The following is a 16895-nucleotide window of genomic DNA, read 5'->3' on the forward strand; positions in this document are numbered from 1 at the left end:
GTTAAACTTTCGATTATGCATAAAGAAATCAATCTATCAAAAAATCAACAAATTATTTTTGATTTTATAGAAAAAGCTAAAGAACCACTTAAGGCTTATTCTATTTTATTTAATGTTCAAAAAAAGGGAATTAAAGCTCCATTACAAGTTTACAGGGCATTAGATAAGCTGATCGAAATAGGAAAAATACATAAAGTAGAAAGTAGAAATGCTTTTATAGCATGTAAAAGTTCAAGTTGTGAAATTTCACAAGCAACGGCTTTTTCAATATGTAATAAGTGTGAAAATGTTTCTGAAATTAATAATCCAAAACTTTCAAAATATTTAACTAATTTTGAAGACAATACCGGAATGCAATATAATAAATATAATTTAGAGTTTTTTGGTTTATGCAAAAAATGTAAAGCAAAATAAATGAGCACAGTATCCTTAACATTAAATGAAATTTTAGAATTAGCTAAAAAAACATTATTAGCTAATAGTTGTGATGAAGAAAATGCTAGTATCCTAGCAGATACTATTATGAGAGCTGAAAGAGATGGTTCTGTTTCTCATGGTTTGTTTAGATTGCCTGCTTACGTGGCTGGCTTAAAAAGTAAAAAAATTAATGGTAAAGCAAGACCTGAATTAGAAAATGTTGCTCCAAGTATTATTAAAGTATTAGGTAATAATGCAGTTGCACCTATGGTTTTAAGTTTAGGATTACCTGCTGTTATTGATTTGGCTAAAAAAAATGGTGTAGCAGTTCTTGCTATAAAAAATTCACATCACATGGCAGCTCTTTGGCCCGAAACTGAAGCTATTGCAGAAGCAGGCCTTGTTGGTATTGCTTGCACATCTTATAAGCCTGCCGTTGCACCAGCGGGTGCTACTAAAGCTTTATATGGTACAAATCCAATTTCTTTTGCATGGCCTAGACCTGGTAAAACTCCAGTTGTCTATGATATGGCAACAGCCTCAATGGCAATGGGTGAAGTTCAGATTGCAAAAAGAGAAAGGCATAAAGTTCCTCTTGGAACAGGTTTAACTAAAGACGGCAAAGAAACAACTGATCCTGGAGAAATTGCTGATGGTGGAGTTATACTTCCTTTTGGAGGCTATAAAGGATCCAGTATAGCAATGATGGTTGAATTATTAGCTGGTGCATTGATTGGTGAAAATTTTAGTTTTGAAACTGCTGCTAAAGATAATAACGATGGAGGTCCTCCAAGTGGTGGTGAATTTATTATAGCAATCTCACCTGAGAAAATTTCTGGTAAAGGTTGGGATAAACATGCTGATGAATTTTTTAGTAAAATGTCAGCTATGGAGGGTGTTAGACTTCCAGGTGAAAGAAGACATAAAAATAGACTAGATAAAGGACCAAGAAATATTAATGAAGAACTTGTTAATAAAATTAAATCTTTAAGTTAATTCAATTTCGATAGGTGTGTGATCAGAGGGTTTTTCTTTTCCTCTAGGGTCTTTGTTAATTTTAATATTCTTAACTATATTTAATAATGAATTAGATACTAAAAAGTGATCAATTCTCAGCCCATTATTTTTTTGCCAGGCACCTCTCATATAATCCCAATAAGTATAACCTTCTTTTTCACCATGAATATGACGGTAGGCATCATGAAAACCAAGATTAATCATTTCTCTATATTTTTTTCTAATCTCAAGTCGGTATAAAGCGTCATCTTCAAACCCTTTAATATTATAAGCGTCTTCTGCTGAAGGGAGGATATTGAAGTCACCAGCTAAAATAATATTTTCATTTTTCTTTGAAAGAGTTTTTAGCTGTTTAATCAAAGTATCTAACCATTCTTTTTTATAAGTGTATTTATCAGTATCTACAGGATTACCGTTTGGAGTGTAAATGTTAATCAGTTGAATGTTTTTTTTCTTATGTTTTAATTCTGCTGAAATAATTCTTGATTGTTTTAACTTATCTTTAATTAAATCTATTCTAACATTTTCTAGTTTATGTTTAGAAATGATTGCAACTCCGTTATAACTTTTTTGTCCAAATACATGACTTTCATAATCTAATGCTGAAAAATCATCATATGGAAAAGTTTCATCTTGTGTTTTAATCTCTTGCATCATGACAATGTCTGGGGAAAATTTTTGTAGATATTCTTTAATATTTTCAATTCTAGCCCTAACAGAATTTACATTCCAAGATGTGATAATCATTATACCGAGAATGAAACACCACAACCGCAAGAAGATTTGCTTTGTGGATTAGAGATTTTGAATTGATCTCCAATTAGTTCCGAGACAAAGTCCACTTCTGAACCTTTTAATAAGTCTGCTGAAGTTTTATCAATGAGAATATTTTCATGTTTTAAGTCATCTGCTTCTAATTTTTTGTCAAAAGTAAATTCATATTGAAAACCTGAGCAACCACCACCCTTGATAGCGATTCTAAAAAATGACCCTGGATCTTTTTGAGACAACAAATTATTAATCTGTTTTATAGCTTTATCTGTAAATTTAATTTCTTTAATCATATAACAACACTGATATTACTAATATAATATCAATTTATTTAATTTAAAGTATGAATAATTACTCAAATTTAGCTCTATCTAAAAGTAAAGGTCGTATTTTTAAAGAAGCCAATTCACTTTATAGAACACCATTTCAAAGAGATAGAGACAGGATTATTCACAGTGCCTCATTCAGAAGGCTAAAGCATAAAACACAAGTTTTTGTTAATACAGAAGGGGATCATTTTAGAACTAGAATTACTCATTCAATTGAAGTTGCACAAATTGCAAGATCAATAGCTAAACATTTAGGTTTAAACGATGATCTGGCTGAAACTTTAAGCTTGGCTCATGACTTGGGACATACACCGTTTGGACACGCTGGAGAAGATGCTCTTAATGAATGCATGGTTAACTTTGGAGGCTTTGATCACAACCTTCAAACTTTAAGAATAATTATGTTTCTTGAGCATAAATACCTTAAATTTAAAGGCCTCAACCTAACGCTGGAAACTTTAGATGGATTATTAAAGCACAATGGTCCAATTGATGATCTTTCTACAGTTAATAGGCTGATTGGATTGAAAAGTTTTAAGAATAAAATAAATTTTACTAACTCTGGATCATTGGAAGCTCAAATATCAGCAATCTCCGATGATATTGCCTATAACAATCATGACATACAAGATGGAATTAGGGCAAAAATGTTTAATTTAAACGACTTGATTGAAATTAATTTTTTTAAAGATATTTATAAATCTCACAAAAATAATATTAAAAATAATAATAAAGATATTTTGATATATCAAATAATACGAGATTCAATTGATTTAATGGTTAGAGATTTGATTAAAAATACTAAAAATAATTTAAAAACTAATAAGATCAAATCTTTAAATGATGTTTATAAATTAGATAATCCTATAGTATGCTTTTCTAGTAAATTTCTAAAAATTGAAAAAGAAGTTAGGTTTTTCTTAAGAAGCAAAATGTACAACAACAAGAAAGTATTATTAAAAAATAATCATGGAAAAAAAATTGTTAATAAACTTTTTTATAAAATTAATAATAAGCCCAAAAAATTCTTAAATGTTGACCAATTAAAAAATGACCCCAATAGAGCAATTGCTGATTTTATTTCAGGTATGACAGATAGATATGCAATCAATTTAAATAAAAGTATTTAATGAACATTTTTGATCTCTACTTAGATAAAATAATAATTTTGATTAAAAAACTAAATAAAGATGGTTCTTTAGAAATACCTGAATCTTTAAACGGAATTAATGTAGATATACCACCATCAAATTTTGACTGCGATATATCAACCAATGCAGCCATGGTACTCTCTAAAGCGAATAAAAAATCTCCAATTGATATTGCAAACACTCTAATTGATTTAATTAAAAATGAAGATGAAAAAATTGAAACTATTTCTGTAGCAAAACCTGGATTTATTAATATTAAATTTAAAACGATATATTGGAACAATTTTATTAAAAATGTTAACCAAAATTACAAAGATTTTGGTGTTAATATAAAAGAAAAAAAACAGAAATATCTTGTAGAATTTGTTTCAGCTAATCCAACAGGTCCTCTCCACGTGGGACATTGTAGGGGCGCAATATTAGGAGATGTAATTTCAAATATATTAATTTTTAACAAGCATGATGTTTCGAAAGAATATTATGTAAACGACTATGGCAATCAGATCATAAATTTTACAAAGTCTGTTTTTTTTAGAATTAGAGAAATACTTTTTAATGAAAAATTTCCCAATGAAAATTCAGATTTATACCCTGGTGATTACTTAGTTGATATTGCTAAAAATATTATAGAATCTAACAAAGTTTTAAAATTTGATAAATTTGAAGATGTTTCAGAAGAATTAACTTTATTGTCAGTCTCAGAATCATTAAAATTAATTAAAAACAATTTATCAAACCTTGGAATTGTGCACGATAAATTTACCAGTGAAACTGATATTGTCCTAAATAATGAAGTTCAAAAAGCAATTGACAAATTAAAGGATAAAAAACTAGTTTATAGTGGAAAAATTAAAGCCCCTAAAGGTGAGGATGATCAAAACTGGGTCGAAAGAGAGCAACTTTTATTTAAATCAACAGATTTTGGAGATGACAAAGATAGAGCACTTCAAAAATCTGATAAATCATGGACTTACTTTGCTAGTGATGTGGCTTATCACGATAATAAATTAGATAGAAATTACGATACACTTATTAATATATTAGGAGCCGACCATGCAGGTTATATAAAAAGAATAACTTCTGTCGTTGAAGCGTTATCTGGAGATAAAAAAAAATTAATTTGTAAGGTAAGCCAACTTGTTAAACTAATTAAAGATGGAAAACCTTTCAAAATGTCGAAAAGAAAAGGTGACTATATAACAGTTGAAGACTTGATTGCTGAAGTTGGTAGGGATGCTACTAGATTTATTATGCTTAATAGAAGTAGCGATGTAGAGTTAGATTTTGACTTTACAAAAGTTAAAGAAAAATCAAAAGATAATCCTCTTTATTATGTTCAATATTGTTATGCTAGAATATCATCTGTTTTTAGACATGTAGATCTTAATATAGAAAATGATTTGAATATAAAAGATTATGAATTTGAGTACACTGGAGATGAAATCAAGATATTAAAAAAAATAGCCGAATGGCCCAAATGTATTGAAGCTGCAAGCTTAAGACTTGAACCTCACAGAATACCAGTTTATCTTTATGAGTTATCATCGGAATTTCACTCTTATTGGAATATGGGTAAAGATGATCCATCAAAAAGATTTATTAACGAACAAAAGAAAATATCAAATGATAAGTTAGTTTTTTTAAAAGTTATATCTAATGTTATCAAATCTGGAATGGATATTGTTGGAGTGGATACTCCGCATAAAATGTAATGTTAAAAGAACTTAAATATCTTTTATTTTTAATTGTCATAGTTTTATTTTTTTTTCTATCTTTCAAATACTACTTTTCAAATGAAAATAAAAAAAATTCATATAGATCTTTAAAAAATATTGAAGATAAAACTGAAAATTATTCTCGTAATCTTATTTTACTTAATAGTGATACTGTTAATATCGTAGAATATGTTGAAAAAAGCATAGATAAAAACAAAAAGAATTACAATTTTTGGAAATTAATAAATAATGATGGATGATCGTAAAAGTTTTATAGTTGGTTTAAAATCAACTAAATTATTGATTAAAGAAAAAAAATTTCTAATTAAACATAAGCCCTGGGGAATAATACTTTTTTCACGTAATATCAAAAATATTGGACAAGTTAAAAAATTAACAGATGAAATTAGAAAAATATTTAATGATAAGAAATACCCTATTTTAATTGATCAAGAGGGTGGGAGAGTAAATAGATTAAGTAAATTTTTTAAAGCTGATAAGTTTACAGGTGAATTTTTTGGCAATCTTTATCTTAAAGATAAAAAAGAATTTTATACTGAATATAAAAAGTTTATAAAAAAAACTGTCTTATTATTAAAAACTGTAGGCATAAATATTAATACTTTACCCGTTCTTGACGTAAGATCAAAAGGGTCTAGCTCAATAATTGGTGACAGAGCATTTTCAAGTAATGCAAAGATTGTTTCACAAATTGGAGATATTTGTATTAAAGAATTTCATAATAATAAAATTGCCACTGTAATAAAACATATACCTGGTCACGGTTTGGCAAAAGTGGATAGTCACAAAAAAACCCCTACAATCAATAAAGAATTAACGCATCTAAATAATAATGATTTTATGGCATTCAAAAATAAAAACAGTCTGTTTGCAATGACAGCGCATCTTATTTATAAAAATATCGATAAAGCAAATACAGCAACACATTCGAAGAAAATTATAAAATTAATAAGAAATCAAATTAAATTTAAAAATATTTTGATGTCTGATGATATATCAATGAAGAGTTTAAAAGGCTCTACAGCAATTAATACAAAAAAATCCTTTAGCGCTGGTTGCGATCTAGTTCTTCATTGTAATGGAAATTTAAAAGAAATGAATGATGTGGCTCTGTATTCACCATTTATAAGTAAGTTTATTATTAAAAAAACATCACAATTTTATAAGATTATAAGTTAATATTTACTATGTCTTATAGCGATTCTAAAAATTTTAATGTAAATCTTGATAATTATAACGGCCCACTTGATGTTTTATTGGATTTGGCAAAAGCTCAAAAGGTTAACCTTGAAGATATTTCAATAACATTACTGGCTGATCAATTTCATAATTATATTACTAACGAAAAAGATCTTAATCTAGAGTCTGCATCAGAATATTTATTGATGGCTACCTGGTTAACTTATCTTAAATCAAAACTTTTGTTGCCAGGAAATCCAGAAGAAGAATTTAAAGTTTTAGAAGTTGCTGAAAAATTAAAATTACAATTAAAAAAATTAGAGTTGATTAGATTGCTTTCTGACCAAATGTTAAAAAGAAAAAGACTTGGAAGAGAAATAAGACTTAGAGGAATTAAAGGAAACATAAGATCTATATACAGTACTGAATATAAACTAAATCTTTACGAACTATTAAAATCTTATTCATCAATTATCATGACTAAAGATTTTCAAAGAATGAATATTCCTAAACTTCCAGTCTTTACTACTGAAGATGGCATAAAAAGAATAAAAGAATTTTTTGGTAAGTTAATTGATTGGAGGAATATTAATGAATTAATACCACCTTCATTTAAGAATAGTTCAAAATATAAAAGAACAGGTAAAGCTGGAATTTTTGCAGGATCTTTAGAGCTGGTTAAAGAAGGTAATTTAACTATAAAACAAGAAAATTTATTTGATGATATTTATATTAAAGAACTAAAATGACAAAAATAAAAAAGAAAACAAAAAAAATAAATGACAATATAGTTACTTTCCCATCAAAAATGAATGCTGGTGAAAGAGAAGTTGAGGCAATTGTTTTTGCTGCTGCTGAACCGTTAGATATCGACACTATCGAATCTAAAATTTCAAAAAAAATTGATGTTTTAAAATCATTGGAGAAGTTACAAAAAGAATATTCATCAAGAGGAATTAATTTAGTTTGCATTTCTAAAAGATGGTCTTTTAGAACATCTGAAAATTTATCAAATCTCATGTCTCAAGAAAAAACTGTAGAAAAAAAATTATCTAGAGCTGCAATAGAGACTTTAGCAATAATTGTTTATCACCAACCTGTCACTAGAGCTGAAATTGAAGAAATTAGAGGTGTTGCTTTTGGAACGAATACACTTGAGATTTTAATGGAGCTAAATTGGGTAAAACCACAAGGCCGTAAAGATGTACCCGGTAAACCAATTCAGTATGGAACTACTAATGATTTCTTAAGTCATTTTAGTCTTCAAAAACTGTCTGATTTACCTACAGTTGACGAATTGGGATCTGCTGGTCTGATTGATAGCTCAAACATAGATAATGCAATATTTGGTACTGGTAAATTTTACAAAGAAAAACAAGTAGAAAAAAAAGAAGATATTTATGAAAATATTGATGAGATGCTAGTTGGAACACTAAGTCCAGAAGAAGAAAAGTAAAAAGTTACTTTAAAATTAAATTTAAAAGAGGTATAAAATGTTATGAGCATTGGAATTTGGCAAATAGCAATTGTAGTAATTTTAGTTGTCCTTTTATTTGGTAGAGGTAAAATTTCTAGTCTAATGGGTGATGTGGCTAAAGGTATAAAAAGTTTTAAAAAAGGTATGGCCACAGATATTACTGATGAGTCTGAGCCTGAGCCTAAAAACGTTTCAGAAAATAATCAAGACAGCAAAGACAAAGAATAAATTAAATGCCCACTATTGGCTGGTTTGAGATTTTAATAGTAGTAGCTGTTGCAATCATTGTTATTGGCCCAAAAGATTTCCCACATATGTTAAAAAAAGTTGGTTCATGGATTGGAACAACAAAAAGATATATTAGCAATATACAAAATGAGGTAGCTGACCTTGACATTAATTCTAATGAGATAGAAAAACCTATAGAAGAAAAAAAAGATAATGACAAAATCTGAAAATGATGGCGGTTTTGTAAGCCATCTAACTGAACTTAGAAAAAGATTAATTCACTCTTTTATTTTTTTATTCATCTTTTTTATCGGATGTTATTTTTTTTCAGAACATCTCTATGGTTTTTTAGTTGAGCCTTTTGCTAAAGCGGTAAATGAAAGTGGAACTGATAGAAGATTAATTTTTACAGCCTTACAGGAAACATTTTTAACATACTTAAAGGTTTCTTTTTTTGCAGCATTCTTTGTTACTTGTCCCTATATATTGGTACAAATATGGAAATTTATTGCACCAGGTCTCTATAAGCATGAAAAAATTGCAATCGTTCCATATCTTGTTTTAACACCTATATTATTTTTTCTAGGAGGAATGCTTGTTTATTATTTAATAATGCCACTAGCCATAAAGTTTTTTCTCTCTTTCGAAAGCACAGGGGCTTCAACAGGATTACCCATCCAATTGGAAGCAAAAGTTAGTGAATATCTTTCACTTGTAATGAAATTAATTTTTGCATTTGGTATAAGTTTTCAGCTACCAGTTGTTCTTAGTTTGTTAGCTAGAGTTGGCATAGTTAATGCTAAGTTTCTTAGAGAAAAAAGAAAATATGTTGTTGTGATGATTTTCGCAGCAGCTGCATTATTAACACCACCTGATCCTATAACTCAAATTGGACTAGCAATACCATTATTGATTTTATTTGAATTATCTATATTTTCTGTAAACATTATTGATAAGAAAAATAAAAAAAATGCATAATATAAAAGAAATTAGAAATGATATTGAGGCTTTTAAAAAAGCTTTAAATAAAAGATTCCTAGATATAGATGTCGATAAGATTTTATCATTGGATGAGAGCAATAGAGAATATATCCAACAAAGAGAACTGCTGGAAAAAGAAAAAAAAGATATTTCAAAGTCTAAAGATCAGTCACTTTTTGAAAAATCTAAAAAAATTTCATCTGAAATAGATAATATTAATAAACTACAAACTAATGTTAAAAATGAATTAGAAACTATTTTATCATCAATACCAAATATACCTCATTCTGACGTTCCTACAGGTAAAAATGAAAATTCAAATATAGAAATTTCTAAATCAGGAACAATACATAATTTTACATTTAAGCCTAAATCTCATTATGAATTAGGTGAAAACTTAAACATGCTTGATTTTGATCTAGCCACAAAAACTACTGGCTCTAGGTTTGTTTTTGTAAAAGATAAATTGGCCTTGTTAGAAAGAGCTTTATCAAATTTTATGCTTGATACACATGTTAATACTAATGGTTATGAAGAAATATCACCGCCACTAATTGCAACAGATGCTACTATGTATGGTACAGGACAATTACCTAAATTTGATAATGATCAGTTTGAACTTAAATTAGATGATTCTACTGACAGAAAGTTTTTAATTCCAACTGCCGAAGTTATTTTAACTAATATTGTAAAAGATCAAATTATTGATAAAAAAAAACTTCCTATGCGAATGGTTGCTTCAACTCCATGTTTTAGAAAAGAAGCAGGCAGCTATGGTAAAGATACAAAAGGTATGATTAGACAGCACCAATTTTACAAAGTTGAAATGGTGAGTATTGTTGAGGCAGATAAGTGCTTACCAGAACTCGATAGAATGACTGATTGTGCAACTAAAATTTTAGATTTACTAAAACTTCCATATAGAAAAATAGTTTTGTGTACTGGTGATATGGGGTTTAGTGCTGAAAAAACTTTTGATATTGAGGTGTGGCTTCCATCTGAGGATAAATATAGAGAAATCTCAAGTTGCTCTTCATGTGGATCGTTTCAAGCAAGAAGAATGAAAGCTAGATATAAAAACGAAAAAAAAGAAACAGTTTTTGTTGGAACACTTAATGGCAGTGGTTTAGCGATTGGCAGAACATTAGTTTCTATATTGGAAAATTATCAACAAGAAGATGGCTCTATTATTGTACCTGAAGTTTTAAGGCCTTACATGAATAATATTGAGAAAATCAATAAGATTTAAAGTTGTTTTAATTTAATAGATGTTGTAAGTATTCACTTTAATCAAGGAGAAAAATGGATTCAGGAATAGGACAATTTATACCGTTAATTTTAATTTTTGTTATTTTTTACTTTTTTTTAATAAGACCTCAACAAAAGAAAGTTAAAGAGCATAAAGCCATGGTAGAAAACTTATCAAGAGGAGACAAGGTTGTAACGTCTGCTGGTATTATTGGGACAGTTGAAAGAATTATTGATAATGAAAAAGTTGAAGTGCAAATTGCTGACAACGTTAAAGTTGAAATTATCAAATCTACAGGTATCCAAGGATTACTTAACTCCCCTGAAGTAAAAAAATAACATTTAACTAAAGTGTTATACTTTTCTAAATTAAGAATTACCTTAGTTTCATTATTATCTATTTTTTTTATTTTTATTGCTGCATCAAATTTTCAGAACTCTGAAGATAGCTTTATTTCAAAAAAGATAAATCTAGGTTTAGATTTACAGGGTGGTTCATATCTTTTACTTGAGATTGATAACGGTCCAGTTGAAATTCAAAAATTACAAAATACAACAACTGTTATTAGAAATTTTTTAAAAGATAAGAAAATAACTTTTAATGATCTGAGAATAGAAAATAAAAAAATAATATTTAATGTTTCTAATGATAATGCTAAATTAGTTGAAACTTTTTTTCTTGATAAAGAAAGCGAAATTAATCCTTATTATAACCAATATAAATCTCATCAGTTTGATTTAGAAATACAAAATAATGAATTTACTTTAACTCTTTCAAAGTATGGACTTATTGAAATCAAAACTTCTTCACAAGATCAAGCTTTAGAAATAGTTAGAAGAAGAGTTGATGAGGTTGGTACTAATGAGCCTAATATATTAAAAAGAGGTAATAATAGAATTTTAGTTGAACTTCCAGGTCTAGATGATCCTATGCGTATAAAGTCACTTTTAGGAAAAACTGCAAATTTAACATTTAGATTTGTCACTCAAAATAATAATGACACTTTTGGAACTGAAATGCTTCAGTTTGAAGATGGAACTAGCGAAGCAATGGTTAGTAAAAGAATAATCTTAAATGGTGAGAATTTATTGGATGCTCAACCACAAATGAATAATCAAACAAATGAAACGGTAGTATCATTTACTCTTGATAGAGTGGGGGCTAAAAGATTTGGTAAAGCAACTAGTACCGGTGTTGGCAAGCAATTGGCTATCGTTCTAGATGGTAAAATTGTTAGTGCTCCAGTAATTAGAGATACTATAGCAAGTGGAAATGGCCAGATCAGTGGAAATTTTACGTTCCAATCTGCAACAGACTTAGCTCTACTATTAAGATCGGGAGCATTACCAGCTCCACTTAATATAATTGAAGAAAGAACAGTAGGACCTGACCTTGGTCAAGACTCAATTAATGCTGGAGTTATTGCTCTTATGATTGGTTTTTTATTAGTTATAATTTTTATGTTTTTTAAATACAAAATATTTGGTCTAATTGCTAATATAACACTACTAATTAACTTATTCATTTTAGTTGGTATTTTAACTTTATTTGAAGCAACATTAACTCTTCCTGGAATAGCAGGTATCATTTTAACAGTAGGTATGGCAGTTGACGCTAATGTATTAATTTTTGAAAGAATTAAAGAAGAATGCAAGAAAGAAAAAAATAATATAATAGCTTTTGATACAGGTTATGTAAAATCAAAAACTGCAATTATAGATGCAAATATAACTACATTAATTGCAGCTGTAATCTTATTCTTTATGGGCTCCGGACCTGTTAAAGGTTTCTCTGTGACCTTAGCTGTAGGAATTTTTACTACACTGTTTTCAGTTTATTTTATTGCAAGAATGCTTACTGGTCTTTACGTGGTAAGAAATAAAGAAAAAACTAACCTAATATAAATGATTAATTTTAATAAATTTTATAAACTATTTAATCTTATCTCTTTAACTCTAGTCGTTGCATCAGTTCTATTGTTATTTTTTAAAGGACTTAATTTTGGTGTAGATTTTAAAGGTGGGACCTTAATAGAACTAAGGTCTAATGATAAAAATATTAATGTCACTTCTTTAAGACAATCTTTTAATAAAATGAATTTAGGAGATTTTAATGTTAAAAAATTTGGTAATGAAAATGATTTTTTAATTAAGATAGAGAAAAAAGATACAAGTGCAAACGCTATTGAGGTTATTAAAAAAGATTTAACATCTTCTTTGGGGGGCTCTTTTAATTTCAGAAGAGTTGAAAATGTAGGTCCAAAAGTTAGCTCTGAATTATTAAAGTCTGGTATTATTGCAATTGCACTATCTCTAGCTGCAATGTTATTTTACATATGGATAAGATTCGAATGGCAATTTAGTTTAGGTGCTATTTTAGCCTTATTCCATGATGTCATTATAACACTAGGTCTTTTCTCGCTATTCAGTCTAGAAATAAATCTATCAATAGTTGCCGCCGTTTTAACTATAGTTGGTTATTCAATGAACGATACTGTTGTTATTTATGACAGAGTTAGGGAAAATTTAAGAAAGTTCTCCGATATCAAGATTTATGAACTTACAAATATCTCAATCAATGAAACTCTTTCCAGAACTATAATTACATCAGCCACAACATTGCTTGCTTTAGTCTCAATTTATTTATTTGGTGGGGAAATATTAAAAGGTTTTTCTTTAGCCATGATAATGGGTGTTGTATTTGGAACTTATTCTTCAATTTATATAGCTAATCCAATACTTGTAAAACTTAGAGTTTCACAAAAAACAATCCTAAAAGAAGATACCGAGTAGATTTAATAAAGATTTTGAGCTGCTACCATTGAAAGTAACATTGGTAACGATAAAAGAGTATTTGTTCTTGAAAACAACATTGCTGTTCTTGCTGATTTTGCTTTAACATCAGGTTCGCACTCAACCATACCTAATGCTCTTTTTTGATTTGGCCAAATTATAAACCAAACATTAAATGCCATATATAGACCAAGCCACATACCGATACCGATAGCTGTATTTTTTCCACCACCACCTAAAGTCATAGCATCGTGTAAATAACCATTTAAATAAGCTAAAATTAATCCTGACAGAACTGTCAGTAATGCAGCGTATCTAAAATAAAATAATGCTGCTGGAGCAATAACTTTACCTATAGCAGGTTTTTGTTCATCAGGGATTTTTGGCATATTTGGAATTTGTACAAAGTTAAAATACCAAAGCAAACCAATCCACATTATAGCAACCGTTACATGAATAAATCTTGTTAACCAACTCCAAAAAATTAGATCAAAATCAAAACCACCATTACCATAAAATAACCCTAGAAAAAAAATTATTGCTAAAGCTAATGATGCGTGAATAGTTTTTGTAAGTGATGATAGTAAATTACCCATAATTAGAATCATTTATACACTAATTGTTTAAATCTTTAACTTCTTTTTAAATTTTTCTTCCAGCATGGGTTTTAAGAATTCACCAGTATAACTACCTTTTATTTTGATAATATCCTCAGGTTTGCCCTCTGCGATAATATTTCCACCTTTGACACCACCTTCAGGTCCCATATCGACGATATAATCTGCTGTTTTAATTACATCCAAATTATGCTCAATAACAACAACTGTATTTCCTAGAGCTACAAATGTATGAAGTATTTCTAGTAGTTTTTTAATATCATGCTGATGAAGACCCGTTGTTGGTTCATCTAATATGTACATGGTTCTTCCTGTAGATCTTTTTGATAATTCCTTAGCTAATTTAATACGTTGAGCTTCACCACCAGATAGTGTTGTTGCCTGCTGTCCAATTTTTATATAACCAAGCCCAACTTTTTTTAATGTTAATAGCTTAGTTTTTATGTTTGAAATGTTTTCAAAATATTCACATCCCTCATCAACAGACATATCTAATACATCGGCAATACTTTTATCTTTAAATTTTATCTCAAGAGTTTCTCTATTGTACCTAGTTCCCTTACATTCATCACACTGGATATAAACATCAGGTAAGAAGTGCATCTCGTATGTAATTACACCATCACCTTCACAAGCTTCACATCTTCCACCTTTAACATTAAAAGAAAATCTGCCTGGCTTATATCCTCTTGTTTTTGACTCTGGTAGTGCTGTAAACCAATCTCTAATGGGGCCAAAAGCTCCTGTATAAGTTGCTGGGTTTGACCTAGGTGTTCTTCCAATAGGAGACTGATCTATATCTATTATCTTATCTATAAGCTCTACACCCTTATAACTCTTAAACTCTTTAGGAACTTTTCTAGCTTTATTGTTTAAGGTTAAATTTAGTGCATGATATAACGTTTGTAATATTAGAGTTGATTTACCACTTCCAGAAACACCTGTTACACAAGTAAAACTGCCTGTTGGAATTTTAAGATTAACGTTATTCAAATTATTTCCACTAGCACCGTTAATTTCAACAAACCTTCCATTTTTTGCAAGCCTTCTAGTTCTTGGAATTTCTATATATTTTTTATGAGACAGGTATTGACCGGTGATACTGTTTTTATTTTTTAGTATTTCATCATAAGTGCCTTGTGCAATTATTTCACCACCATTAGTTCCAGCTTCTGGACCCATATCTATTATATGATCTGCATTTTCCATAGTTTCTGTATCATGCTCAACAACAATTACAGTGTTACCTAAATCTCTCAGTCTTTTTAATGCATTTATTAATTTAACATTATCCTTTTGATGCAATCCAATAGAAGGTTCATCAAGAACATATAATACACCAGTTAATCCAGAACCAATTTGTGATGCGAGTCTTATTCTTTGAGCCTCACCCCCAGAAAGAGTGCCTGACTCTCTTGATAACGTTAAATATTCAAGCCCAACATTTAAAAGGAACGTTAGTCTTTCATTAATTTCTTTTAAAATATGTTCTGCTATCTTAAATTGTCGTTTATCAAGGTTTTGCTCTAAACCTTTGAACCATTTAGCTGCATCTAGAATAGATTTTTTAGTTACTTCGCTTATATTCTGATTATCAATTTTAACACATAAGGCTTCTTCTTTTAATCTATTACCGTTACATCCTTCACAAGCAGAATCAGATTGGTATTCAGCTATCGCTTCTCTTTTCCATTCACTGTCAGATTCAAGAAATCTTCTTTCAAGATTATTTATTACACCTTCAAAAGTTTTTTTATGAGAATATTTTTCATAACCATCATCATAAACAAACTTAATTTCTTCTTCATCAGATCCAAACAATATTACATCTCTAAATTTTTTTGGAAGTTTTTTCCATCTCTCATCTAAAGAAATTCCATAATGTTTAGCAATAGAGGCTAAGGTTTGAGCATAATATAGTGTTGTTGATTTGGCCCATGGTTCTATAGCACCATCAGCTATACTTTTTTTCTCATCAGGAACTACTAAATTTGGATCTACATTCAATTTAATACCTATACCCTCGCATTCTGCGCACGCTCCGTAAGGACTATTAAAAGAAAAAAGTCTTGGTTCAATCTCTTCAATTGTAAAACCACTTTCTGGACAAGCAAATTTTGTAGAATAAATTAATTTTTCAATTTTTCTAAATTTTTGTGGCAATGTTTCATCTTCGTACTCAACAAATACCAATCCATTTGATAAATTTACAGCTGTCTCAATACTTTCAGCAAGTCTATTACCAAGATTAGAATTCAAGACAATTCTATCAACTAAAACTGATATGTCATGCTTGAGTTTTTTATCTAAATTAGGTGCATTATCTATTTCATATATGACTTCATCAATTTTAATTTTTCTAAAACCTCTTCTTTTATAACTTAAAATATCTTTTCTATACTCACCTTTACGACCTCTAACCACAGGCGCAAAAATATAAATTGTAGATTTTTTTGGTAATTTTTTTATTAAATCAACGATTTGAGTTATCGTTTGTGATGTAATTGGCTTTCCTGTGAATGGTGAGTAGGGAACACCAGCCCTTGCATACAACACTCTCATATAGTCATAAATTTCAGTAACTGTTGCAACAGTTGATCTTGGATTTTTAGATGTATTTTTTTGCTCTATGGCTATAGCTGGACTTAATCCCTCGATAAGATCAACATTTGGTTTTTTCATTTTATCCAAAAATTGACGAGCATAAGCTGATAAACTTTCAACGTATCTTCTTTGTCCTTCGGCATAGACAGTATCAAATGCTAATGAGGATTTTCCTGAACCAGAAAGACCAGTAATTACAACAAACTGATCTTTAGGTATTTCTACTGAAACATTCTTTAAGTTATGCTCTTTTGCACCCTTAATAACTATCTTTTTAATCATAATTTTAGTTGCTTTAAATTAATAAAATTAATATTGAGTTTATATTGTGATATAAAATTAATTAA

General features: G+C 29.1%; 19 protein-coding genes. 15 read left to right on the plus strand and 4 right to left on the minus strand.

Translation table 11 applies throughout. The annotated features are described in order from the left end of the window. The first annotated feature begins 15 nt into the window (after positions 1–15). Together ABXT48_RS03310 and ABXT48_RS03315 are read left to right on the plus strand one after the other, a co-directional pair. Positions 16–414, plus strand: a complete 399-nt coding sequence (locus ABXT48_RS03310; protein WP_415303330.1) for a Fur family transcriptional regulator — start codon at positions 16–18, stop codon at positions 412–414. Continuing rightward, a complete protein-coding gene (locus tag ABXT48_RS03315; RefSeq protein ID WP_415303332.1) occupies positions 415–1413 on the plus strand; it encodes an Ldh family oxidoreductase in 999 nt (332 codons plus the stop codon). Here the strand turns inward: ABXT48_RS03315 and xth are convergent. Together xth and ABXT48_RS03325 are read right to left on the minus strand one after the other, a co-directional pair. Further along, positions 1405–2181, minus strand: coding sequence for an exodeoxyribonuclease III (gene xth, locus ABXT48_RS03320; protein ID WP_415287045.1), 777 nt, complete (start codon positions 2179–2181; stop codon positions 1405–1407). The two genes, ABXT48_RS03315 and xth, sit on opposite strands and share 9 nt — an antisense overlap. Then, positions 2181–2498 carry a HesB/IscA family protein gene (locus ABXT48_RS03325; protein WP_415287046.1) on the minus strand — a complete coding sequence of 106 codons (318 nt, stop codon included), beginning with the start codon at positions 2496–2498 and terminating at the stop codon, positions 2181–2183. Before ABXT48_RS03325 ends, xth begins: the two co-directional genes overlap by 1 nt. Positions 2499–2548: 50 nt before the next feature. Here ABXT48_RS03325 and ABXT48_RS03330 point away from each other — a divergent pair, with 50 nt between their 5' ends. Genes ABXT48_RS03330 through secF form a run of 13 tightly spaced genes read left to right on the plus strand, consistent with a single transcriptional unit; the run spans position 2549 to position 13327 of the window. After that, a complete protein-coding gene (locus tag ABXT48_RS03330; RefSeq protein WP_415303334.1) occupies positions 2549–3664 on the plus strand; it encodes a deoxyguanosinetriphosphate triphosphohydrolase in 1116 nt (371 codons plus the stop codon). Then, on the plus strand, positions 3664–5397 hold the full coding sequence (gene argS / locus ABXT48_RS03335; RefSeq protein ID WP_415287048.1) for an arginine--tRNA ligase: 1734 nt from the start codon (positions 3664–3666) through the stop codon (positions 5395–5397). The genes ABXT48_RS03330 and argS overlap by 1 nt, the downstream gene beginning before the upstream one ends. Further along, positions 5397–5660, plus strand: coding sequence for a hypothetical protein (locus ABXT48_RS03340; RefSeq protein WP_415276259.1), 264 nt, complete (start codon positions 5397–5399; stop codon positions 5658–5660). Before argS ends, ABXT48_RS03340 begins: the two co-directional genes overlap by 1 nt. Beyond that, positions 5650–6600 carry a glycoside hydrolase family 3 N-terminal domain-containing protein gene (locus tag ABXT48_RS03345; RefSeq protein ID WP_415287049.1) on the plus strand — a complete coding sequence of 317 codons (951 nt, stop codon included), beginning with the start codon at positions 5650–5652 and terminating at the stop codon, positions 6598–6600. Before ABXT48_RS03340 ends, ABXT48_RS03345 begins: the two co-directional genes overlap by 11 nt. An 8-nt stretch (positions 6601–6608) precedes the next feature. Then, positions 6609–7349 (plus strand): segregation and condensation protein A, encoded by a 741-nt coding sequence (locus ABXT48_RS03350; protein ID WP_415303336.1) that lies wholly within the window; start codon positions 6609–6611, stop codon positions 7347–7349. Beyond that, entirely contained in the window at positions 7346–8056 is a 711-nt protein-coding gene (gene scpB, locus ABXT48_RS03355; RefSeq protein WP_415303338.1) for an SMC-Scp complex subunit ScpB, read from the plus strand. Before ABXT48_RS03350 ends, scpB begins: the two co-directional genes overlap by 4 nt. 42 nt (positions 8057–8098) lie before the next feature. Next, complete coding sequence (gene tatA, locus ABXT48_RS03360; protein WP_271505205.1) at positions 8099–8305, plus strand: twin-arginine translocase TatA/TatE family subunit; 207 nt, start codon at positions 8099–8101, stop codon at positions 8303–8305. A 5-nt stretch (positions 8306–8310) separates the two neighbouring features. After that, on the plus strand, positions 8311–8532 hold the full coding sequence (gene tatB / locus ABXT48_RS03365; protein ID WP_415272397.1) for a Sec-independent protein translocase protein TatB: 222 nt from the start codon (positions 8311–8313) through the stop codon (positions 8530–8532). Beyond that, entirely contained in the window at positions 8519–9283 is a 765-nt protein-coding gene (tatC, locus tag ABXT48_RS03370; RefSeq protein WP_415303340.1) for a twin-arginine translocase subunit TatC, read from the plus strand. The genes tatB and tatC overlap by 14 nt, the downstream gene beginning before the upstream one ends. Then, on the plus strand, positions 9276–10535 hold the full coding sequence (gene serS / locus ABXT48_RS03375; RefSeq protein ID WP_415287052.1) for a serine--tRNA ligase: 1260 nt from the start codon (positions 9276–9278) through the stop codon (positions 10533–10535). Before tatC ends, serS begins: the two co-directional genes overlap by 8 nt. A gap of 53 nt (positions 10536–10588) precedes the next feature. Next, positions 10589–10873, plus strand: a complete 285-nt coding sequence (yajC, locus tag ABXT48_RS03380) for a preprotein translocase subunit YajC (protein WP_168606286.1) — start codon at positions 10589–10591, stop codon at positions 10871–10873. A 12-nt stretch (positions 10874–10885) separates the two neighbouring features. Next, a complete protein-coding gene (gene secD / locus ABXT48_RS03385) occupies positions 10886–12439 on the plus strand; it encodes a protein translocase subunit SecD (RefSeq protein WP_415287053.1) in 1554 nt (517 codons plus the stop codon). After that, a complete protein-coding gene (secF, locus tag ABXT48_RS03390) occupies positions 12440–13327 on the plus strand; it encodes a protein translocase subunit SecF (protein WP_415287054.1) in 888 nt (295 codons plus the stop codon). 2 nt (positions 13328–13329) lie between these two features. On the opposite strand, the gene ABXT48_RS03395 is transcribed toward secF, so the two are convergent. Both ABXT48_RS03395 and uvrA read right to left on the minus strand, forming a co-directional pair. Next, positions 13330–13923, minus strand: a complete 594-nt coding sequence (locus tag ABXT48_RS03395) for a urate hydroxylase PuuD (protein ID WP_415303342.1) — start codon at positions 13921–13923, stop codon at positions 13330–13332. A gap of 27 nt (positions 13924–13950) precedes the next feature. Next, positions 13951–16830 carry an excinuclease ABC subunit UvrA gene (gene uvrA, locus ABXT48_RS03400; protein WP_415279085.1) on the minus strand — a complete coding sequence of 960 codons (2880 nt, stop codon included), beginning with the start codon at positions 16828–16830 and terminating at the stop codon, positions 13951–13953. Between the last annotated feature and the right edge of the window lie 65 nt (positions 16831–16895).

The sequence above is a fragment of the Candidatus Pelagibacter sp. Uisw_101 genome (assembly GCF_047727615.1).
Taxonomy (GTDB): domain Bacteria; phylum Pseudomonadota; class Alphaproteobacteria; order Pelagibacterales; family Pelagibacteraceae; genus Pelagibacter.